We start from the raw sequence: 19,813 nt of genomic DNA on the forward strand, positions 1-19,813 counted from the left end.
GTGTTGATGGTTTCAGCATGGCAACAATCCATGGCGCGATAGCAAAGCGGTTATGCCCCGGATTGCAAATCCGGTTAGACCAGTTCGACTCTGGTTCGCGCCTCCAGGACATGCTTGTCAGTACGTTTTGGGTTCGTGGTGAAACGAACAATGTATGCGGGAATAGCTCAGTTGGTAGAGCGATACCTTGCCAAGGTATAGGTCGACGGTTCGAACCCGTTTTCCCGCTCCAGTTTTCAAAGCTGGTGTGGATCCGTTCATGCTAGTTTTTGCGGGAATAGCTCAGTTGGTAGAGCGATACCTTGCCAAGGTATAGGTCGACGGTTCGAACCCGTTTTCCCGCTCCAGTTTTCAAAGCTGGTGTGGATCCGTTCATGCTGGTTTTTGCGGGAATAGCTCAGTTGGTAGAGCGATACCTTGCCAAGGTATAGGTCGACGGTTCGAACCCGTTTTCCCGCTCCAACACATTGCGAAAAGAGCCTCAGGGCTCTTTTTGCTTTTTCGGCGCCGGTTTTTGCGTTGCGGGGCGTGCTGCTGCCTCTGCCAACGGGTCGCGCAGCCTCTGCATCGTCATCCCGTCTCTTTCACGTTTTACGCCCTCGGTAGTGCCCGCATGTCCGCATGGGAGTAGGGCGGATCTGCCTGGCGCGTCGCAAAGCGCCACCCCCCCATAGCCTTCATTGAACTGCAGCGTTGCCCAGAGCCACGATCCATGCCTGTCTTGCTCCAACAGCGCAGCGGGAGCAGCTAGAATGGCAGGCTGCGTGCCCCGATGGTGAAATTGGTAGACACCCGGGACTTAAAATCCCGTGCCGCGAAAGTGGCGTGCCGGTTCGATCCCGGCTCGGGGCACCACCGTTCTGATGGCTTCTTGGTCGTTGGCGCCCTGCGCGGACAGACCCTCTGCAAGCCTGGCGCAGTGCTGACATGGCAGCACCATGAATTCAACCGACCGACCATGGTCTGCATTCACCGACGCGCTAACGGTCTTCCTTCGGCGTGGACCGCTGCTCTGGAAAGAACACCCGCTCAATCTCTCGCAGCGTTCCAGTGCCAATCGTGCGAATCTTCAACAATTGGCGGGGATAGGCCTCGCGCAGCTGCTCGGGCGTCTTGATGCCTGCGCGGGCGAGTGCGCGCACCGTTACCAGCGGCAGCTTGCCATTCAATGATGAGTCGTAGGCATACCGGATCGCCGGCGCGGCAAAACCGGGCTCATAGCGCTGGCCGGGGAAGAGCGCCATCTCGATCCTGCGCAACCGCAGCATGCCTATGCCATGCATTCTGAGCAAGCCCAGCGGATAGGCTTGTCTGACGGCTTCGACCGAATCCACGCCATTTTTGGCCAGTATGCGGATGGTGCGCTCGGACAGCAGACCGTCCAGAGGCGTGTGAGACGGGATAGATTTGTTGTATTCATTCGACATCCGGCCAGATCGTAGTGGCTGGTATCGCGGGGCCATGACGGCCAACCCAGGGCAGATTCTGTAGGCGTTGGTAGACAGCAGATGCCAGTGCCCTGCCGCCGCTGCACAACAGGTAGAGGCCTGGCCTGCGCTTGTTGTTCAGCGGTCTTGCGGGCTTTGTTTCACTGCGCCAGTCTGTCTCTCCTGGTGCTCTGTCAAGTCTGTCCCTTCGAGCATATGCAGCGGCCCCATCCACCGAAAGGGCCTGCGGTGCGGGCTTTGCTGGCGGGCCAGCGCGTCGACCGATTGCAGCCACTGGGCGAGTTCCTGGGCGGGCATGGTGGCGCTGCGCTGGTCGCCCAGCCGGCGCAGAAAGCGGCCCAGTTCCTGGTGCCAGGCGGCATAGTCACCGCAGCCATGGGTGCACCAGTGCGGGCGCATGCCCAGCCAGGCTTTGATGCTGGGGTGCTGGCTCAGCGCGCTGGTGTCCAGGATGCAGTGCACATCCATATGGGGCGGCAGCATGGCGTCGACCTCGCGCAGAAAAACCAGAAACTCCTGGTGCCGCAGGCGCGGCTTGCACTGCAGGGCCGGGCTTTTGCAGGCGGTGCTGAGTGCCTGGCAGAGTGCGGCCGATAGCGGGTGCTGGCAGCCCTCGTTGCCGGAGATGCGCTGGGGCTCGCTGGCTTCTGCGGGCGCAGCGGGCAGGCTCAGCGGGCTCTTGGTGTCCAGGCAAATGACCAGGGCCTTGTCGCTGCCGCTCAGGTAGAGCGCTGCAGGTGCCTGCAACTGCTCCATGAGGAGCGGGTCGCTGAACAGCGCAAAGTGGGGGCGGGACTTGGTTTTTCCCAGCAGCTGCAGATAGCGGGCCACGCTGCTTTTGGACATGCCCGTGCGTGCGGCCAGCGCGCGCACGCTGCCCTGGGGCGTGTCTGCGGACACCAGCGCTGCTTTGGCGCTGGCGGCGATGGCTTGCAGCTGGCGCTCATCAATGGTGCGGGGTTTGCCCGGGCGCATGCTGTCATACAGGCCCACCACGCGGTGGCTCGCAAAGCGTCGGCGCCACTTGCCGACGGTTGCCTGGCTCAGCGCCATGCTGTTGGCGATGGTGACGTTGCTGTCGCCTTCCACGCTGCGCAAGATGATTTTGGCGCGGGTGGCGATGTGGCCGTGCTGGTCGGGGTTGCTGGCCAGGTCTTCGAGTTGCTCGCGTTCCCGCGCACTCAGCGTAATCCCTGATTTCGGTCTTCCTTTTTCCATTGTGTTTTCTCCGTCGCCCGCTATGTATTGGGGCAGCAATTAATGCTGCATATTTATTGGACAGATGAAATGATTACTCGCTACTTATGGCAAGTTATTCTGGGACGGTATCGAATATCGATTGCATATTTATGTTGTGTAGTTATGGGACGGGTGGTGGGTTGGCTGCTTTGGGTCATGATTTATATGAAATTATTGTGAAATCTGTGCATCTCTGCCTAGGATTGTTCAATAACCCATGGATGTCATCAATATGACAGTTGAAAAATTTCATCTAGCAACAAATAAATTTTGACAAATAAGCTTATTCAGTCTATTTAGGATCAGAAACACTTTGTTAACATTTTAATGAAAATGGCATGTACATGGGCAAAACAGATAGATACCATTGCGCCGTTCAGTAATTGCGCTGCGCGGTCGCATGGCATGGTTTCTGAAATCACTGAATTTTCATCTGAATGATCCATGAATGAGGAGCTAGCCTTGACTATGACAAATCACACCAATTCCCATAGTGCAACTATTGCCAAGCCTGTCGCCCAGCGCAAATCGCGCGGCCAGGGTATGACGGAATACATCATTATCTTGGGCCTGATTGCGATTGCCGCGATTGCCGCTTTCAGCTTTTTTGGCCAAACCGTTCGCAGCCAGGTCGCAGGTATGGCCAAGGAAGTGGGCGGTGAGTCGGGCAAGGAAGGTATTACTGCTGCACAGGCTGCTTCGGGTAAGGCGCTGACCAATGCCCAGAAGAATATGAATATGTCGACCTATACCGAAGGCGGTAACGACGGCGCCAAGTAAGAGCCGCTATCGCAACCCCGAAACCTTGCTGCCAAGTCGCAGGCACCTGGTATTTCCTTGCGCTGCCAGGGTCTGTGACGGTGTGCCGCATATGCAGTGCATACCCTGGGGTGTGCGGGGTTGAGATAATGGCTTGAGCTTATCCATGGGAGGGAGGGCCTCCGGAATTCAACGAATTACATAACAGTGGCCATCATGCATAAACCATCTTCGTATCGGTCTGGAGATCGCGTACAAAAAGGGCAGGTGATTGTCTATTTGTTGGCCATGATTCCGGTGGTTTGTCTCAGCATATTCTTGGTCTATAACACGGCCATTGTTGCGCGAGACAAAATGAAGCTGCAAAACAATGCCGATGCGATGACCTATAGCGCATCCACGGTATTTGCGCGGCAATTGAATTTTCTGGCCTATACCAATCGGGCCATGGCCGCGAATGAAGCAGGCGTGGCGATGCTGGCCAGCTTTCAGACATCGATTGGCATGGTGGTCAGCACGGCGGCCAATATACAAGTGGCGCGGGTGGAGATCGAAGGCCAGAAGGGCGTGTGGAACCTGGCCCAGGCATCGGCAGCGGCTGCGCGTTATGACTTCATCAGCGCCATCAATTACCTGGTCAAGTGGGGCCGCAATGTGCAGGCCGCGGCCAAGTACCAGCGCCAGGCCAACAACATCGCCAAGGCGATCGAGCCTTCGGCCCGGCCGTTCCAGATCATGGTCGATGCACTGCGGGTGCTCAACACCGCCATTTCGCTGGCCCAGGCGGCCACCACGGGCGTCAGCATTCCCGAGGCCATCGTTGTCGCCAAGGATGTGCTCAACGACAACGACGACAAGGCCTATTTGCCGGTGGCGGCCAATGCACCGCTGATTGCCAGCTCGTCGCTGGAGTTTCTCAACTTCATCAAGCTCTACAGCACCACGTCGGACCGCCGCAACGACGACGACGATTTTTTTGATGCGATGCGCTTTGCCCATGCAGCCCAGGCGACGCGCGATGATTTCACCAAGGACCGGCGCATTTTCCCGGGCCTGATCGGTCAGGGCATCAGCGGTATGCAGAACGATGGCTCGAGCTTTGACCTCTCCAGCGGTCCGATTGCAACCGCCATGCAGGAGCTGCTCAAGGGCACGGTGTCCTGGAAGGGCGGCACCGAGCTGGTCGCCACCCAGGGCTCGGACCTGGCCGCTGAGCGTGGCCGCATCCGCTGGCAATCTGCTGATTCGGTAAACATTTTCGGCGCCGGGGTGCTGCTGGGCGAGCGCTTTGTCGGCGACTTCGGGCTGGGCGCGGCCGCTGCCACGGGCGGCTCCGGCTATGCGGACAAGGGCTGGTCCGGCAACCGCCTGGCCTTGCGCTCCTATGACAAGAACTTCAAGCCGCGCAATGTCGACCCCGAATACCAAAGCGATGAAAAGCGCAACTACGGCAAGCTGACCTCAGACGGCCTGTCCGACAGTGCCATCTACGCCGCAGGCCGTGACCGCGATGGCAACAATTTGCTGGTGCCTTATGCCGTGCTGCAGTTCAACTCGGCCTACAAGTACAAGCCGCGCACCGACATTGGCCTGGTCACCAAGAATTTCTCCTTGCCCCGCTACTGGGATGTGCGCCAGCTGCGCACGCTCAAGGGCCGGGACCAGGACAAGTGGTATGGCGACCTGTCGATGACCAGCATCAACCCACGCAAGTGGGGCAGCCTGACCGACAAGGGACCCACCATCTCGGTGATGGTGGCACGCCGGGGCAGTGATGTGCGCACCGGCGAGCAGGCGGGCTTTGGCTATGCCAAGGATGACTACAGCATCGGTCTTCGCGACCGCATGTTTGGTGGCGACATGAGTGCGCTGTCGTCGGCCCAGCTGTATTTCAAGCGGCCACAGGACCGCTGGCAGCGCCGCGACATGACCAAGGACCAGTACAAGTCGCTGCAGATTGCCGGGCGCACGATCAAGGTCGGCTTTACCGGCGGCTATATCGAGCACAAGAACCTTTTCTCCCCTTACTGGCAGGTCCACCATGTCGAGCCCTCCATCTGGGCGCGTGGCGTGGCCGTGGCTGGCTCGGCCCTGGGCGGGTCGGACGGCCTTTTCGGGGGCGGTGAGCCCGACAACCAGGATGCGGCGCAATGATGTCCCAGACTCCCCCGATGAAGACCCTGCGCCGCCGTGCCCGGCGCCGCGCGCAGCAGGGCAGTGCGCTGGTCGAGGTGACCTTGATCAGCGGTTTTGCGGCATTGCTGATGGCGGCTATCCCCTTGATCGCCGACTACGGCCAGGCACGCATGCAGGTTACCGCAGCGGCCAAGCTCAATGCCTGGCAGCGCTCGGTCTGGTTTCCTGCAGCGACGGAGACCGAGGTCATGTCGGCCGACCAGTACAAGGGCGCGAGCGGGTCCATCCGCAAGTCCGATGCCGAGCTGAGCAATGACTTGCGCCGCCATGTGTTCCGTGATCCGGCGCAGGACACCGACACCGGCGTGCATGGCGAGACCGTGTCCGAGTTCACGTCGGGCCAGGCGCGTATGCCCGACTTCAACGAGTCGCTCACGGCCAAGACCACGGCCGCGCCGCTGCCTTCGGTCGCCGCCTTCATGGACACCATCTTCTCCAAGGTCGGAGAGGTGCAGAACCTGGCCAAGGGCGAGTCGATCGCCAAGTTCCGCTTTGTCACCCAAGGCTATATGCGCACCGAGGTGGCGCTGGAGCGAGGTGCCGGTTTTTCTGCCGAGCGCTTCCCAACCGAATTTGGCAAGGTGGAGTCGGCCTTGCACAAGAACGACACGCCGCTGCCGCTCAAGCTGCAGATCAAGGACCATGTGACCATGCTGTCCGAGCCCTGGAGCGCCGGCGGCACCAACCGCGAGGAATCCAAGATCCAGGGCCTGGTGCCGATGAAGCTGCTGGACCGGCCCGAGTACCAGGATTTCCGCGCGCCACTGGGGCAGCTGGGCAGCACGCTCAAGTGGCTCTGGCCCACCTTCGACCACAACCTGCTCACCATGGGCCTGGCGCCAGGCGATGCGCAGGAGAAGTCGGTACCGCTGGATCGCTACGAGTGGCTGCAGAAGGTGCCGGCCGACGACACCTACAACGACAACCCGGGCGCGCATGAGTGCGGGCCGTTGGAGAAGCCCGACGGCAAGGACTGCTTCCGCTTCTACCGCGCGTTCCCGCCGCCGCCGGTCGTCAACACCTTGCCATGACGATGATGCTGTTGCACCGGCGCACACGGGGAGCGCTGGCAGCCCGCCGGCCAGCAGGGCTGTGGGGCCCATTGGCCTGGTTGCTGTTGACCGCGCTGGCTGCCGCGATGCCGCTGGCAGCGCGCGCTGCACCCGCCAGCGCCATTGCCTGGCCGGCCATCCTGTTTCCCGAGAAGAACCTGTCGCCCTACTGGGTGGCCGAGCTGATCGTGCAGAACAAGATTCCGATGCAGATCCAGGCCTTCGATGTCGATGGCGACACCCGTAAGGCCCAGCGCTTCTACGAGGAATGGCTGGGCGGCAAGGCCGATTTTTCAGAGACCACGCTCGACGGCATTCCGATCCTCGGCGCGCGTGACGGTAATTTCCGCATCACGGTGGAGTTCCGGCCCCTGCCCAGCGGCAAGCAGCAGGTGCGCATCTCCTCGGCCTGGCTGCACGGCGCGGTGCCGCAACTGGTCAGCGACCAGCTGCAGCGCCGCAGCCACCTGGCCGTGCCGATCGGCAGCGATGAGTTCTCCGACACCTTTTCGTTCGATGCAGACCGGGTCAACCGCACCAGTGTCTGGGGCAATACCTTGAGCGTCGAGGCCAATGAGCTCTACATCCGCGAGCAGGCGCTGGTGGCGGGCTGGACGGTGCTGAGCCGCAAGACCATCAAGGGCGGTACGCGCGCCCAGGTGGTGCTGCGGCGTGGCGGGCAGGAGGCGGTGATCGCCATCGCTCACAACGGCGTGGGTTGCTCCATCGTCATCAGCAACACCTTGCCGCAGGCCTAGCCGCGTCCCTCTATGCCGATACCCAAGCACCTCACCCCTGTTCCTCGCGCCAGCCGGCAATCCGGGCAGCTCATGACCGAGTACGTGATCGTCGCCGGCGTGCTGGCCGCCGTTTTTTTTGCACCGATGCCGGGTGCCGACAAGTCTTTGTTTCAGCTGCTGATTGATGCCTTTCGCGCAGCCTGGGCTTCCTATTCCTACACGATCTCTTTGCCATGGTGACCCCAAACTCTCCCAAACCGAATCGTTTCTCACGGCTGGCCAATGGCTCGCGCCGTGCCGCCCCGCTGATCGCCGCCATCACCCTGGGTGTGGTGGCCGCGGGCCTGGGCTGGTACTACCTTAAGACCTCCGAGGCCGAGATTCAGGCCAACCTGGAGTCCGAAGCCGAGCGACTGCGCACCGATGTGGTGGTGCCGATCCAGAACATTCCCGCCGGCACCGCGCTCTTGCCCGAGATGGTGGCCAAGCGCAGCGTGCCCTCGGCCTATGTGCATGCCGATGTGCTGACGCCGGACATGATCGACGGCTTTCTGGGCCGCCAGCTGTCGGTGGACATCAGTGCCGGCAAGCCGTTGCTGGCCAACTTTTTTGTCACGCCACGCAAGCTGTTCTCCGAAGAGCTCGAAGCGGGCGTGCGCGCCGTGACCATTCCGGTCGATGAGGTCAGCACCATCTCGGGCATGCTGCGCGCGGGCGACCATATCGACTTTCTGTTCATCGCCGACAAGGATGGCGGCACCCAGGCCGAAGACGCCATCGTCGTGCCGCTGTTGCAGGACGTGGTCGTGCGTGCCACCGGCCAGATCACCTCCGAGCAGTTCTCCGAGCTGCGCAAGCGCCCCGACATTGCCAACACCGTCGATCCCTACCGACAGCGCAGCTACACCACGGTGACCGTGGGGCTGCCGCCCGTCGATGCCCAGCGCCTCATCCTGGCGCAAAAGCTCGGCAAGATCGTTGCGGCCCTGCGCAATGCCGATGACCGCCAGAAGCTCGACACCGGCACCAACGCCCAGCAGCTGGCCAGCTATATCGACAGCTTCCGTCCCCAGCAGCCCGTCGTGCGCGCAGCGCCCACCCGCGCACCGGCGATGGTCGAGTACATCGTGGGCGGTGGCGGGGTCAAGACCCAGATGCAAACCCCGCTGGCGGCCTTGCTGGGCGCCGCGGCCGTGCCTGGCGCTACGGTGCCCGCGCCCCAGGCGCCTGCCGTCACCGGCTCCTACTGATTCCCACCCCGTCCTGCATTCTTCCCCGGCCACGCTGCGCCATTCGCTCCATAGAGTTGGTAGACCATGAATTCCTCGATGATCTGTATGCCTCGTCCCCGCCCAGCCGTCCCGACCTTGGGGGCAAGGGCCTGCGTTGCGCTCGCCCTGGCCTTGCCCATGGCCCCGTTGCTGGCCGCGCAGGCCTCCACGGGCACCAGCTCGCCCACTGCGGGCGGCGCACTGGGCGATATGCTTCGCGCCGCGCAGCGCGCGTCGCTGCAGGCCGAGGCCGAGCAGCGTGACGGCGATGGCAGTGATTTCGCCCGCGATACCGAGGGGGGCGCGGCGCCTTCCGCATCGCCGGGCTTTCGCACCTTGCCCACTGTCAGCGTCAACACCCAGCCCGCCTCCGATATATCGGGCATCGGCGGTGTGCAGCCCTTGGTCATCAAGCACCTGCCCACGTCGCTGTCGCTCTATGTGGGGCAGATGACCTTGATCGAGCTGCGCGACGTCGTGCGGGTGGCCGTCGGCAACGGCAAGGTGATGGAGGCGCGGGTGGTGGACCAGAAGAGCCTGCTGCTGACGGCGCTGGACGCCGGCGAAAGCACGGTCCATATCTGGCGCAAGGACGGCCAGGTCAGCAGCCTCAAGGCGCGCGTCAATGTGGTCGATCTGGACCGCATCGAAAGTGAGATATCGATGCTGACCGCCGGTATCACCGGTGTGAGCGTCTCCCGCGTGGGCGAGAAGATCATCCTTGATGGCGCCAACCTTGACCCGGCGGCGGTCTCGCGGCTGCGGGAGATTGCGCGCATGTACGGCCCGGCCGTGGTGTCCTTCGCCACCTCCGAGCGCCTGCGTGTGGACCGCATGATCGAGATGGATGTGCGCATTGTCGAGTTCTCGCGCTCGGCGCTGGACGACCTGGGCATGAAGTGGGACACCACGGGTGGTGGCTTCAACTTTGGCCTGTTCTCCGATATCGCCTCCAACGGCGGCTACCGCATCCTGCCGGAGAACTCGCCCTTTCTGAACATGGACAGCGGCTACGGCCAGGGCTTTTTGGACCAGCGCCGGCGCAAGGCGCGCTACTACTTTGGCCTGAGCACGGCGCTGACCTCGGCCATCAACTTGCAGGTGCAGCGCGGCAATGCGATGCTGTTGGCATCGCCCAAGCTCACCACCCGCAGCGGGGGCGAAGCGCGCTTCCTCTCGGGCGGTGAAATCCCCTTGCCCGCGATGAGCGCGCTGGGCACCGGATCGGTCAACTACAAGCCCTATGGCCTGCGCCTGCATGTCAAGCCGATGGCCGATGGCGCGGGCAATATCTCCGGCTCGATCCTGGCCGAGGTCAGCAACATCGACCAGTCGGTCTCGGTCGATGGCATCCCGGGGCTGCTGACGCGCCGCACCGAGAGCGAGTTCAATGTCGATGACGGCGACACCATCATCCTCTCGGGCCTGCTCAGCCGCCAGTCCTCGCGCGCCACTGATGGCCTGCCGGGCCTGCGCAATGTGCCGGTACTGGGCTGGGCCTTCAAGAACAACAACGACAGCGACACCCAGATCGAGACCGTGGTGTTCATCACCCCGCGTGTGGTGACCGCGCGCGATTCGCGCCCCCGCCTGGAGCGCACGCAGCAGATGGAAGAGCAGATCTCCAACGGCTTTACCGACCTGACCGAAGACCTCTACCGCAACTCCAAAAAGGCCGAGCCGCCCCTGCCCGAGCGGGGTCTGGACCCCGAGAGCTATTCGCACAACTGATGGCTGCGGCCGCTGATCCCGGAGAAGACCGTGCATAAGTTACTAGTCAATTCGCCCCGGCAGAAGGCGCAGGAGTTCGAGCTCGGCGCCGAGACCTTCACCATCGGCAAATCCAGCGACCGCTCCTTGCACCTGACCGGCTGGAACGTGGCGCGCGACCATGCGGTGGTGATGCTGCATGACGGCGACGTCTTCATCGAAGACCGGGGGAGCCTGTTTGGCACCTGGGTCAACAACGAGCGCGTGACCCGCTATGGCCCCTGCCGAGGGGGCGAGGAAGTGGTGGTCGGCGGGCATTCGATCATCGTTGTGCTCGATGACAAACTGGGCGGGCAGCGCGAAGAAGCGCACAGCCCGGGCCAGACAGCGCAGCCCGCGCTGGAGCACCAACGCCCCACGCGCAACGAGCCGCGCCCCGAGGACCCGATGCTGCAGTGGCGCCGCCTGCTGCACCGCCAGTTGCTCGAGCAATTGGAAGCGCGCCGCATCGACACCATCAAGATGAAGGACGATGAGCTGCGCTCCAACGTGCGCGCGCTGATTGCCGAGATCATCCGCGACACGCCCAACCTGCCCGAGACCATTGACCGCGCCGAGCTGAGCCAGCAGCTGCTCGACGAAGCCATTGGCCTGGGCCCACTGGAAGTGCTGCTGCAGGACGATTCGGTGACCGAAGTGATGGTCAACCGTTTTGACGAGATCTGGATCGAGCGGCGCGGCCGGCTGGAGCGCACCGATGTGTCCTTCACCAGCGATCTGGCGGTCAATGGCGCCATCGAGCGCATCGTGACGCCGCTGGGCCGGCGTATTGACGAGAGCTCGCCAATGGTCGATGCACGCCTCAAAGACGGCTCGCGGGTGAACGCCATCATCCCGCCGCTGGCGATTCGCGGCCCCAGCATCACCATCCGTAAGTTTCCGAAGAAGCGCATGGGCGCCGAGGGCATGGTGCAGTACCAGTCGATCTCGCAGGCCATGGTCGATTTCCTGCAGCTGGCGGTCGAGAACAAGCTCAACATCGTGGTCTCGGGCGGTACCGGCACCGGCAAGACCACCTTGCTGAACATGATGTCCAACTTCATCCCCAACGACGAGCGCATCCTGACGGTGGAGGATGCCGCCGAACTCTCGCTGAACCAGCCCAACCTGGTATCGCTCGAAGCACGCCCGGCCAACGTCGAAGGCAAGGGCGCGGTGTCGATCCGCGACCTGGTCAAGAACTCGCTGCGGATGCGCCCGGACCGCATCGTCGTCGGTGAGTGCCGAAGCGGCGAGGCGCTGGACATGCTGCAGGCGATGAACACCGGCCACGATGGCTCGCTCACCACCTTGCACGCGAACTCGCCGCGCGATGCGGCAGCCCGTATGGAGGTGCTGGTGACCATGGCGGGCATGAACATCCCTGTTACCGCGATCCGCGAGCAGATCGCCTCGGCCATCCACCTGATGGTGCAGCTCACCCGCTTTCCCTGCGGCAGCCGCAAGATCACCCAGATCACCGAGGTGCTCAACTGCACCGATGGCGTGATCCAGATGCAGGATATTTTTGTCTTCCGCAAGACCGGGCTGGATGCCGAGTTCCGCACCCAGGGCCGCTTTGAGGCGACCGGGGTGATCCCGGACTTTGTTGCCAAGCTGGTTGAGCACGGCGTGCCGGTGAACATGGAGGAATTGTTCTTCCAGGGAGAGCCGGCATGAAGAACTGGCAGTTCCTCGGCTTTTTGCTGGCCGCCGCCGGCTTTGTGGTGCTCTCGGGCTGGCTGGTCTACAGCCGCATGGGGGAGTGGCGCGACAAGTCCAATGTCTACCTGCGCGGCCGTGGCCTCCGGATTCTGGGCATCTCGGAGTTCCATGCGCAAAAGGCGCTGACCCTGGCGACCGGCCATGTGGCCATGGTGGTCGTGGCCGGCATCATCACCTACCTGATTGCGCGCAACTGGTTGCTGGTGGTGGTGGTCTGCGGCGCCGTGTACTTTCTGCCAGCGCGCTGGTTTGCCTGGCAGCGCAAGAAGCGGCGCGAGCGCATCGAGGCCGAGCTGCCCGACGCCTTGCTCTTCATTGCCAGCGCATTGCGCGCGGGCAGTGCGCTGTCGGTGGCGCTGCAGATTCTGGTGCGTGACCAAAAAGGCCCGCTGGGCGATGAGTTCGCGATCGTGCTCAAGGAGCAGCGCATTGGCCTGTCGTTTGACGACGCGGTGCAGAACATGTCGCGGCGCATCCAGATTCCGGATTTTCTGCTGGTGGTGGTGGCCTTGCGCGTGGCCAAGGAAGTGGGCGGCAACCTGTCGGAGCCCCTGCAGCTGCTGGCCGAGACCCTGCGCAAGAAAGCGATGCTGGAGGGACGCATCAAGGCGCTCACGGCCCAGGGCCGCATCCAGGGCCTGGTGATGACCATGTTCCCGGTGGTGCTGGGCGGCATTCTGTACCTGATGCAGCCGACCATGCACCTGCTGTTTGTCACGCCCATCGGCTGGGGGGTGCTGGCCGTGATGGTCGTGATGCTCACCTTGGGCTATATGTCCATCAAGAAAATTGTCGCCATCGACATCTGAGCCATGAAAAACGCCATTCTGCTTGCCGCCATTTTTCTATCCGCTGTGATGGCCGGCATCATCTTGCTGTACTTCGTCGCCATCGTGCGCAAGGCCCGGCCATCGGTGCGCGAGCACATGGACCCGCTGCCCTGGGGCATTCGCCTCATCTGGCCAGCGGTCAACGTGCTGCAGTTCCATGTCTCGGAGATTGCGCCCACCTCCAGCCTGCTGCGCTGGAAGCGCAAGCTGCAGCTGGCTGGCCTGGAGTATGTACTCAAGGCCGAGGAGATCATCGCCGTGCGTGTGATCTCGATGGCATTGGTGGGGCTGGCCTTCACCGGCGCTGCGATGGCGCTGAAGATCGATGGCCAGTGGGTGCGCCTGGCCTGCCTGGCAGGCCTGCTGCTGGGCTGGATGCTGCCGGCGATCTGGGTCAATGACCGCAAGAAGCGCCGCGACAAGGAAGTGCTGCGCACCTTGCCCGGCTACCTCGACCTGATCACCCTGTGCTGCCAGGCGGGGCTGGGTTTGACGGCCGCGATCTCGCAGGCGGTGCAAAAAGGCCCCAGCGGTGCGATGCATGAGGAGCTTGAGCGCCTGCTGCGCGAGATGCGCACCGGCATGAGCCGGATGGATGCGTTCAACGCCATGGCCGAGCGCATGGACAACAAGCATGTGCGCGGCCTGGTCTCCAACCTGACGCAGGCCGAATCGCTGGGTGCCAGCGTCACCGATACCCTGGTCGCCATCTCCGAGCAGCGCCGTACCGAGCGCTTTCAGCACGCCGAGAAGCTGGCGATGGAAGCGCCCGTAAAGATGCTCGGCCCGCTGGTGATCTTTATCTTTCCGGTCACCTTCATGGTGATCTTTTTTCCACTCGCGGTGCAGATGTACCAGACCTTGAAATGAAAGGGCCGGGCATGCCCGCAGTCAAAGTACAGCTGGCCCGGCGCTTTTCCGAGCGCGCCTTTGGCCTGATTTTTCGCCCGCCGCCGGCCAGCGGCGAGGCGCTGGCGTTTGATCGCTGCGCGGCCGTGCACACCTGCTTCATGCGCTATGCGATCGATGTGGTGTTTGTCGATGCGCAGCAGCAGGTGCTGCGCATCAGCGCGGGCCTGGCGCCTTGGCGCATGGCCTGGTGCCGGGGTGCCAAGCGCGTGCTGGAGCTGCGCAGCGGCGAGGCCGCGCGCCTGGGCCTGGCGCCGGGCCAGCGGCTGCAACTGTGTTGAAGGAGCTTTGCCATGTTCTTGAAGAAAGCCAAGCCAGCGCGGCAACGCGGGGTGTCGATGACCGAGACCTTGATCGCGCTGCCGGTGGTACTGGTGTTCACGCTGTCGCTGATCCAGTTTGCGCTGATCTACCGCGCCAGGCTCACCTTACAGTACGCCGCCAACGAGGCCGCGCGCGTGGGCTCGCTCAACAATGCGCTGCCGCTGCCCTATGACCTGCGCATTCCGCTGGCCAAGAAGGGCATGCTGGCCGATGTGAGCCTGGGCAATGTCAAATCGGCGCTCACCAAGGGCAGCGTCTGGCAGGGCTTTGTGCGTGGCATGATGCCGCTCTATGTGGCAGAGTCCAGCGTCTCTGGCCTGCTCAAGGGCTGGGTCAATACCAACACCGACCTGATCCAGGGCAGCTGTATCGAGTACGTCAACCCCACGCAGAACACCTTTTTGGATTGGGCCATGGTGGAGAACTATGGCGAGTCGCGCGGCATCGTGCGCATCCCCAACGACAGCCTGCGCTACCGCAAGCCGCTGCCTTATGAGCGCGATGCCCGCACGGGTGCCACCGACACCTACAACGGCGACACCCCGAACCTGGAAGACACGCGGCTGCGCGGCGCGGTCTCCAACAAGACCTTGGGCGAGACCAATATCCTGCACCTGCGCGTGCACTATGGCTACAAGCTCAGCGTGCCGATTGCCGGGCCCATCATCATCAAGGCCATGCAGGGCTACCGCTATGTCTCCAAGCACATCGGCTCGGTGCTGACCACCGGCGACGATGTGCTCGGTGCCGAAGCCACTGACCTCTCGGCCATCGATGCCTTCTTTCTGGCGAGCGACCGCTTTCCGCTCACGCAGGAAGCCTCGGTGGGCATGCAGTCCTCGCTGTACTGGCATCCGTTCTATGCCTTTGGGCCGGCGCGCGATACCTCGGACCTCAATGCCAGCTTCAAATGGGACGTGGCCGACGGCAACAGTGGGCTGGGCGACTACGCCACCCTGGTGCCGGATCTGGTCGGTAATATCCGCAACGGAGCGCAGTGGGTGACCGCCCATGTGGGCAATGCAGCCATGGATGGCCTCAAGGATGTGGTGGGCCTGCGCAATGCTTTCTGCCCCGCGATCTGGGCCAATCCGATGGGGGTGGAGAATGTTCCCAATCCATTCGATGCGGCGCCTTGATAGGTCACTGGCTGCTGCGGCCGCGCTGCTGCTGGTAGCACTGGGCGGCGCCCCGGCCTGGGCGCAGACGGTGTGCAAGAGCAAGGGCGTTGAATACATTCTGGGCGGTGCCGCTGCCGCCGGACCCGGCTGCAAGGCCGCAGCCGCCGCTGCACCGCCAGCACGCCGCACCTTGCGCACGGCCGCATCCGCACCCGCCCCAGCGCTCACCCCGTCGCAAGGCCCGCGCCCGCGTGAAGGCGCAGATTTTGGCCAGGACGAGCGCCGCCTGATCCTGGAGACCGAGCTGAAAAAGGCCCAGCAGGTGCTGCAGGGCTTCTCGCAGGCGCTGGGCGGTTCAGCCGGCAGTGCGGCACCGGCAGACAAGAGCCGTGCGCTGGCCGATGTGCGGGCCCTCACGGCCGAGCTGGCCCGGCTGCCGCCGGTGGCAAGCCGCTGAGCGCATTAGTCTTGCTCCTCCAGCGATTGCAGCAGCGCGTCCGCGTTCGCATAGCCCGCGGCCTTGGACCGTTGGGCCCAGAACCGTGCGCCGGCCGCGTCATGGGTGTAGATGGCGATTTGCGCCAGGTTGTAGGCGGCGGCGCCATCGCCCAGGTCCGCAGCCAGAACCAGCCAGTCCCGCGCCTGGGCGTCATCGTTGTCTACGGAACGCAGGTGCTGGTAGACATTGAGGGCGGCGCGTTTGTCGCCCGCCTGCGCCAGGCGCTTTTGGCGCAGCAGCTCAGATTCCGACATGCGGGCAATGCCGGCGCTGTTGGCACCGGGCTCATAGCGGATGCCGGTCGGCGGGGCGGGCAGCGGCGCATAGGGGATTTGCTTGCAACCGGCGCTGGCCAGTAGCGCAAGCAATGCCAAGGAGAGGGCGGTGGAGGACAGGCGCATCGCCGCATTGTGGCATTGCGCAAGCCGGCGCCGCCAACGCCCTCAGCGCACAAAGGTGGAGGGCTGCAGATCTGGTGTGGTCGCCTTGCGCCGCTCCAGCCAGAATGCCTCGTTCTTTGTCAGCATCTGGAAGTCCTGCGCATCCTGCAGCTTTTGCGCCGCATCCATCGGCCAGTTCGGGTTGTAAATCAGCTCACGTGCCAGCGCCACCAGGTCCGCGTCGCCGTTGCGCAAAATGGCCTCGGCCTGCTGCGCATGCACGATCAGGCCCACGGCCATCGTGCGCGCGCCGGTGGCAGCCTGGATGGCTGAGGCCAGTTCGACCTGGTAACCATAGCTGGCAGATTGGCCGCTGCGCAGCGGCGAGCCGGCAATGCCGCCCGAGGAGCAGTCGATCACATCGACACCCAACGGCAGCAGGCGTTTGACCAGCGCGATGCTGTCCTCCAGCGTCCAGCCCCCGGGCGCGCCGTCGGTGCAGGACAGGCGCACAAAGAGGGGCAGGGCTGCTGGCCACACGGCGCGCACCGCATCGACGACGGTCAGCAGCAGCCGGCAGCGGTTGTCCAGGCTGCCGCCCCAGGCATCGCCGCGCTGGTTGGCCAGTGGTGACAAAAAGCTGTGCAGCAGGTAGCCATGGCCGGCATGCAGCTCCAGCACCTGGTAGCCCGCCTGCGCGGCGCGGCGGGCCGCAGCGGCAAAGGCCTCCACCACCTGCTGGATCTGCTGCAGCGACATGGGCAGCGGCGTTTCGAGGCCCTTGCCTGCGGGGATGGCGCTTGGGCCCATCGGCATCCAGGCATCCCAGTCGGCGATGTCCGGCTGGTAGGGCAGGGGCCCCCGGCCCTGCGCGGGTGTCAGCTGCCGGGCCTTTCGGCCGGCATGCATCAGCTGGATGCCCGGCGTGGTGCCGCAGTCGCGCATCAGCTGCACGATGCGCTGCAAGGGCGCGACCATGTCGTCCTGCCACAGCCCTATATCGCCCAAGGTGCCGCAGCCGCGCCGCTCCACACCGGTGCCTTCCTGGAACACCAGGCCGCTGCCGCCGGCGGCCAGGCGCCCCAGGTGCATCAGATGCCAGTCCTGCACCTGCCCGTGGCGGCCCTGGTACTGCCACATGGGGGCGGCCACGATGCGGTTCTTGATCACCACATCGCGCAGCTGCAGTGGGCTGAAAAGCTGGTTCTGGGTTTCGCTGTGGGCCATGATGCTGCCGCCTACTTCTTGACCAGCGGGCAGGCCGATTCGGACAGCGGCAGGAAGGCCTTGTCGGCCGGCACCGTGCTGATGACCTTGTAGTAGTCCCAAGGTGCCTTGGACTCCTGCGGCGACTTGACCTGGAACAAGTACATGTCGTGCACCATCATGCCGTCCTCGCGCAGACGGCCGTTCTTGGTGAAGACATCGTTGATGGGCATCTCGCGCATCTTGGCCATCACCGCCTTGGCGTCCGTGCTGCCGGCCGCCTCGACGGCCTTCAGGTAGTGCTTGACCGAAGAGTAGGCGCCCATCTGGCTCATATTGGGCATGGCGTTGACCTTGGCGAAGTACTTCTTCGAGAACGCGCGCGTCTCGTCATTCATGTCCCAGTAGAAGGCCTCGGACAGCAGCATGCCCTGCGCAGTGCGCAGGCCCACCGAATGCACATCGTTGATGTACATCAGCAGCGAGGCGAGCTTTTGCTTGCTCTCGGGGGTGATGCCGAATTCGCGCGCAGCCTTGATCGAGTTGACCAGGTCATTGCCGAAGTTGGCCAGGCCGATCACATCGGCCTTGCTGGCCTGGGCCTGCACCACGGCCGATGAAAAGTCCGAGCCATTGAGCGGGTGCCGGGTCTCGCCGATCACCTTGCCGCCCACGGTGGCAATGGCCTGGGTGGTGGCCTTGACGATGTCATAGCCGCCCGAGTAGTCGGCTGTCAGAAAGTACCACTGCTTGCCGATCTTCTCGGCCGCCGCCTTGCCCACGGTATTGGCCAGCGCGTACGAGTTGTAGGCCCAGTGCGCGACGGTGGGGCCACACATGTCACCGGTGATGCGGTCGCTGGCCGGGCCGCTCATCACCAGCACCTTGCCTTTTTCCTTGGCGATGTTGAGCACCGCGAGCGCGGCCGCGGAGCCGCCCACGTCCTGGATCGCGTCGACGCCGTTGTCATACCATTCGCGCGCCTTGGCCGCTGCCGAGTCGGCCTTGCTCTGGTGGTCAAAGGTCAGCAGCTCGACCTTGCGGCCCAGCACCTGGCCGCCGGCCTCATCGAGCGCCATCTGGGCAGCGGTGATGCTGCCCTTGCCGGTGATGGCCGAGTAGACGCCCGACTGGTCAACGATCAGGCCGATGCGCACCGGCGGGCCCGATTGCGCGATGGCGCTCAATGATAGGCACAGCAGCGCTGCGGCCAGGCCCAGCGGTTTGACGGGTGCGCGCAGCGCGGGGAGGTGAGAAATACGCATCATGGTGGTGTCTCCTGTTCAGCTTGTTGTCAGTACCTGGGATTCGCGGATCATGTGCTGCCAGCGCAGGCGCTCGGCCTGCAAGAATTTTTCATAGGCCTCAGGGCCCTGGGCGGTGACCGAGACGCCTTGCTTTTCCAGCAGGTTCTTGAGCTCAGGCGCCTGCAGCTGGGCCACGGTGGTGCGGCCCAGGCGCTCTACAACCTGGGCACTGGTCTTGCGCGGCACAAAAAAGCCGTTCCAGATCGGCGCGGCATAGCCGGGGTAGCCCAGCTCGGCGACGGTGGGGATCTCGGGCCAGGAAGCCATGCGCTGCGCGCTCAAGGTGGCCAGCACGCGCAGCTTGCCCGACTGCACCTGGGGGCGGGTAAAGAGCGCCGTCATCATGCCCATGTCCACGCGCTGCTGCAGCAGGTCCGGCAGGGCCGGGGCCTCGCCCTTGTAGGGCGCATGGATCATTTGCGCGCCACTGAGCTTGCCCAGGTACTCCATCGCCACATGCAGCGGGCCCAGCGGCCCGGTGGACATATAGCGCAGCTTGCCCGGTGTCTTCTTCGCATCGGCCAGCAGCTCGCCCAGGGTCTGGTAGGGGCTGTCTTGCGCCACCACGAGCACATAGTCCACATTGCAGATCGAGGCCACCGCCGCAAAGTCGCGCTGCGGCCGGTAGCCCAGGTCGGGCATCGTGTGCTCGAGCACGATATTGGTGCCCACGCCGCCCATCAGCACGTTGTAGCCATCGGGTTCGGCATGGGCCACCTGGGTCGCGCCGATGGCGCCGGCTGCGCCCACCTTGTTGTCGACCACCACCGGCTGGCCCAGGCCCGGCTCCAGCGCCTTGGCCAGCAGGCGGCCGAGCACATCGGTGGCGCCGCCGGCGGCAAAGGGCACGACCAACCGCACCGGGCGCGACGGGTAGGGGCTCTGCGCCCAGGCGTGCTGGCCGGCCAGCAGGCTGGCTGCGCCCCAGGCTGCATTGCGCAGCAGCCAGCGTCGCCGGTCCCGGTTGGCGGGTGTTTGGGTTGGGGAAAGTTGGTCGTTCATGGCATTGTCTCCGTGTCCTTTTTGTGGTGTTGCCGTGCCCAGAGGCCCCTTTTGAG

General features: G+C 63.7%; 19 protein-coding genes and 5 tRNA genes. 18 read left to right on the forward strand and 6 right to left on the reverse strand.

Features of this window, described 5'->3' with window-relative positions; all coding sequences use genetic code 11:
• Nucleotides 1–32 precede the first annotated feature (32 nt).
• From N4T19_RS22205 to N4T19_RS22225, 5 genes are all read left to right on the forward strand, one after another.
• Nucleotides 33–106 (forward strand) — tRNA-Cys (locus N4T19_RS22205).
• A 50-nt stretch (nt 107–156) separates the two neighbouring features.
• A tRNA-Gly gene (locus N4T19_RS22210) sits at nt 157–232 on the forward strand.
• A gap of 39 nt (nt 233–271) precedes the next feature.
• Nucleotides 272–347, forward strand: a tRNA-Gly gene (locus N4T19_RS22215).
• 39 nt (nt 348–386) lie between these two features.
• Nucleotides 387–462: transfer RNA gene (locus N4T19_RS22220), tRNA-Gly, on the forward strand.
• Nucleotides 463–766: 304 nt separating this feature from the next.
• Nucleotides 767–855, forward strand: a tRNA-Leu gene (locus tag N4T19_RS22225).
• Nucleotides 856–980: 125 nt separating this feature from the next.
• Here N4T19_RS22225 and N4T19_RS22230 read toward each other — a convergent pair.
• Together N4T19_RS22230 and N4T19_RS22235 are read right to left on the reverse strand one after the other, a co-directional pair.
• Nucleotides 981–1,427 (reverse strand): hypothetical protein, encoded by a 447-nt coding sequence (locus N4T19_RS22230; protein ID WP_260719025.1) that lies wholly within the window; start codon nt 1,425–1,427, stop codon nt 981–983.
• Nucleotides 1,428–1,565: 138 nt separating this feature from the next.
• Nucleotides 1,566–2,666, reverse strand: a complete 1,101-nt coding sequence (locus N4T19_RS22235; protein WP_260719026.1) for a helix-turn-helix domain-containing protein — start codon at nt 2,664–2,666, stop codon at nt 1,566–1,568.
• 465 nt (nt 2,667–3,131) lie between these two features.
• On the opposite strand from N4T19_RS22235, the gene N4T19_RS22240 reads away from it, so the two are divergent.
• The 13 genes from N4T19_RS22240 (at nt 3,132) to N4T19_RS22300 (ending at nt 15,820) form a co-directional block, all read left to right on the forward strand.
• On the forward strand, nt 3,132–3,467 hold the full coding sequence (locus tag N4T19_RS22240) for a pilus assembly protein (protein ID WP_409935136.1): 336 nt from the start codon (nt 3,132–3,134) through the stop codon (nt 3,465–3,467).
• Nucleotides 3,468–3,800: 333 nt separating this feature from the next.
• Nucleotides 3,801–5,600, forward strand: coding sequence for a hypothetical protein (locus N4T19_RS22245; protein WP_116924826.1), 1,800 nt, complete (start codon nt 3,801–3,803; stop codon nt 5,598–5,600).
• Nucleotides 5,600–6,673, forward strand: a complete 1,074-nt coding sequence (locus N4T19_RS22250; RefSeq protein ID WP_133248072.1) for a hypothetical protein — start codon at nt 5,600–5,602, stop codon at nt 6,671–6,673. Before N4T19_RS22245 ends, N4T19_RS22250 begins: the two co-directional genes overlap by 1 nt.
• Nucleotides 6,674–6,675: 2 nt before the next feature.
• Complete coding sequence (locus N4T19_RS22255; RefSeq protein ID WP_260719027.1) at nt 6,676–7,452, forward strand: hypothetical protein; 777 nt, start codon at nt 6,676–6,678, stop codon at nt 7,450–7,452.
• A gap of 72 nt (nt 7,453–7,524) precedes the next feature.
• Nucleotides 7,525–7,674: a hypothetical protein gene (locus N4T19_RS22260; protein WP_232539555.1), complete on the forward strand. Its 150-nt coding sequence runs from the start codon at nt 7,525–7,527 to the stop codon at nt 7,672–7,674.
• Nucleotides 7,668–8,684 carry a Flp pilus assembly protein CpaB gene (cpaB, locus tag N4T19_RS22265; RefSeq protein WP_182345174.1) on the forward strand — a complete coding sequence of 339 codons (1,017 nt, stop codon included), beginning with the start codon at nt 7,668–7,670 and terminating at the stop codon, nt 8,682–8,684. The genes N4T19_RS22260 and cpaB overlap by 7 nt, the downstream gene beginning before the upstream one ends.
• Nucleotides 8,685–8,771: 87 nt before the next feature.
• Nucleotides 8,772–10,436 carry a type II and III secretion system protein family protein gene (locus N4T19_RS22270; protein WP_260719028.1) on the forward strand — a complete coding sequence of 555 codons (1,665 nt, stop codon included), beginning with the start codon at nt 8,772–8,774 and terminating at the stop codon, nt 10,434–10,436.
• 30 nt (nt 10,437–10,466) lie between these two features.
• Nucleotides 10,467–12,134: an ATPase, T2SS/T4P/T4SS family gene (locus N4T19_RS22275; protein ID WP_116924831.1), complete on the forward strand. Its 1,668-nt coding sequence runs from the start codon at nt 10,467–10,469 to the stop codon at nt 12,132–12,134.
• The gene (locus N4T19_RS22280; protein WP_116924832.1) at nt 12,131–12,988 is read left to right on the forward strand and encodes a type II secretion system F family protein; all 858 of its coding nucleotides are present in this window, start codon (nt 12,131–12,133) and stop codon (nt 12,986–12,988) included. The genes N4T19_RS22275 and N4T19_RS22280 overlap by 4 nt, the downstream gene beginning before the upstream one ends.
• 3 nt (nt 12,989–12,991) lie before the next feature.
• Nucleotides 12,992–13,879: a type II secretion system F family protein gene (locus N4T19_RS22285; protein WP_116924833.1), complete on the forward strand. Its 888-nt coding sequence runs from the start codon at nt 12,992–12,994 to the stop codon at nt 13,877–13,879.
• 11 nt (nt 13,880–13,890) lie between these two features.
• Nucleotides 13,891–14,199: a DUF192 domain-containing protein gene (locus N4T19_RS22290; protein ID WP_232539557.1), complete on the forward strand. Its 309-nt coding sequence runs from the start codon at nt 13,891–13,893 to the stop codon at nt 14,197–14,199.
• 12 nt (nt 14,200–14,211) lie between these two features.
• On the forward strand, nt 14,212–15,381 hold the full coding sequence (locus N4T19_RS22295) for a TadE/TadG family type IV pilus assembly protein (RefSeq protein WP_182345177.1): 1,170 nt from the start codon (nt 14,212–14,214) through the stop codon (nt 15,379–15,381).
• Nucleotides 15,350–15,820: a hypothetical protein gene (locus N4T19_RS22300; RefSeq protein ID WP_260719029.1), complete on the forward strand. Its 471-nt coding sequence runs from the start codon at nt 15,350–15,352 to the stop codon at nt 15,818–15,820. Before N4T19_RS22295 ends, N4T19_RS22300 begins: the two co-directional genes overlap by 32 nt.
• 5 nt (nt 15,821–15,825) lie before the next feature.
• On the opposite strand, the gene N4T19_RS22305 is transcribed toward N4T19_RS22300, so the two are convergent.
• From N4T19_RS22305 to N4T19_RS22320, 4 genes are read right to left on the reverse strand one after another with little or no spacing between them, the layout of a single operon-like run.
• A complete protein-coding gene (locus N4T19_RS22305; protein WP_260719030.1) occupies nt 15,826–16,263 on the reverse strand; it encodes a hypothetical protein in 438 nt (145 codons plus the stop codon).
• A 42-nt stretch (nt 16,264–16,305) separates the two neighbouring features.
• Nucleotides 16,306–17,469 (reverse strand): NADH:flavin oxidoreductase/NADH oxidase, encoded by a 1,164-nt coding sequence (locus N4T19_RS22310; RefSeq protein WP_260719031.1) that lies wholly within the window; start codon nt 17,467–17,469, stop codon nt 16,306–16,308.
• 11 nt (nt 17,470–17,480) lie between these two features.
• Nucleotides 17,481–18,716: an ABC transporter substrate-binding protein gene (locus N4T19_RS22315; protein ID WP_409935137.1), complete on the reverse strand. Its 1,236-nt coding sequence runs from the start codon at nt 18,714–18,716 to the stop codon at nt 17,481–17,483.
• Between the two features lie 15 nt (nt 18,717–18,731).
• A complete protein-coding gene (locus tag N4T19_RS22320; RefSeq protein ID WP_182345181.1) occupies nt 18,732–19,757 on the reverse strand; it encodes a Bug family tripartite tricarboxylate transporter substrate binding protein in 1,026 nt (341 codons plus the stop codon).
• Nucleotides 19,758–19,813 lie beyond the last annotated feature (56 nt).

Source organism: Comamonas squillarum, from assembly GCF_025309455.1.
Lineage (GTDB): Bacteria > Pseudomonadota > Gammaproteobacteria > Burkholderiales > Burkholderiaceae_C > Comamonas > Comamonas squillarum.

Bases quoted from the DNA above. Each gene is read 5' to 3' on its own strand.
- N4T19_RS22230 (WP_260719025.1), bottom strand. From the start codon at position 1,427: ATGTCGAATGAATACAACAAATCTATCCCGTCTCACACGCCTCTGGAC.
- N4T19_RS22235 (WP_260719026.1), bottom strand. From the start codon at position 2,666: ATGGAAAAAGGAAGACCGAAATCAGGGATTACGCTGAGTGCGCGGGAA.
- N4T19_RS22240 (WP_409935136.1), top strand. From the start codon at position 3,132: ATGAATGAGGAGCTAGCCTTGACTATGACAAATCACACCAATTCCCAT.
- N4T19_RS22245 (WP_116924826.1), top strand. From the start codon at position 3,801: ATGAAGCTGCAAAACAATGCCGATGCGATGACCTATAGCGCATCCACG.
- N4T19_RS22250 (WP_133248072.1), top strand. From the start codon at position 5,600: ATGTCCCAGACTCCCCCGATGAAGACCCTGCGCCGCCGTGCCCGGCGC.
- N4T19_RS22255 (WP_260719027.1), top strand. From the start codon at position 6,676: ATGATGCTGTTGCACCGGCGCACACGGGGAGCGCTGGCAGCCCGCCGG.
- N4T19_RS22260 (WP_232539555.1), top strand. From the start codon at position 7,525: ATGACCGAGTACGTGATCGTCGCCGGCGTGCTGGCCGCCGTTTTTTTT.
- cpaB (WP_182345174.1), top strand. From the start codon at position 7,668: ATGGTGACCCCAAACTCTCCCAAACCGAATCGTTTCTCACGGCTGGCC.
- N4T19_RS22270 (WP_260719028.1), top strand. From the start codon at position 8,772: ATGCCTCGTCCCCGCCCAGCCGTCCCGACCTTGGGGGCAAGGGCCTGC.
- N4T19_RS22280 (WP_116924832.1), top strand. From the start codon at position 12,131: ATGAAGAACTGGCAGTTCCTCGGCTTTTTGCTGGCCGCCGCCGGCTTT.
- N4T19_RS22285 (WP_116924833.1), top strand. From the start codon at position 12,992: ATGAAAAACGCCATTCTGCTTGCCGCCATTTTTCTATCCGCTGTGATG.
- N4T19_RS22290 (WP_232539557.1), top strand. From the start codon at position 13,891: ATGCCCGCAGTCAAAGTACAGCTGGCCCGGCGCTTTTCCGAGCGCGCC.
- N4T19_RS22295 (WP_182345177.1), top strand. From the start codon at position 14,212: ATGTTCTTGAAGAAAGCCAAGCCAGCGCGGCAACGCGGGGTGTCGATG.
- N4T19_RS22300 (WP_260719029.1), top strand. From the start codon at position 15,350: ATGTTCCCAATCCATTCGATGCGGCGCCTTGATAGGTCACTGGCTGCT.
- N4T19_RS22305 (WP_260719030.1), bottom strand. From the start codon at position 16,263: ATGCGCCTGTCCTCCACCGCCCTCTCCTTGGCATTGCTTGCGCTACTG.
- N4T19_RS22310 (WP_260719031.1), bottom strand. From the start codon at position 17,469: ATGGCCCACAGCGAAACCCAGAACCAGCTTTTCAGCCCACTGCAGCTG.
- N4T19_RS22315 (WP_409935137.1), bottom strand. From the start codon at position 18,716: ATGATGCGTATTTCTCACCTCCCCGCGCTGCGCGCACCCGTCAAACCG.
- N4T19_RS22320 (WP_182345181.1), bottom strand. From the start codon at position 19,757: ATGAACGACCAACTTTCCCCAACCCAAACACCCGCCAACCGGGACCGG.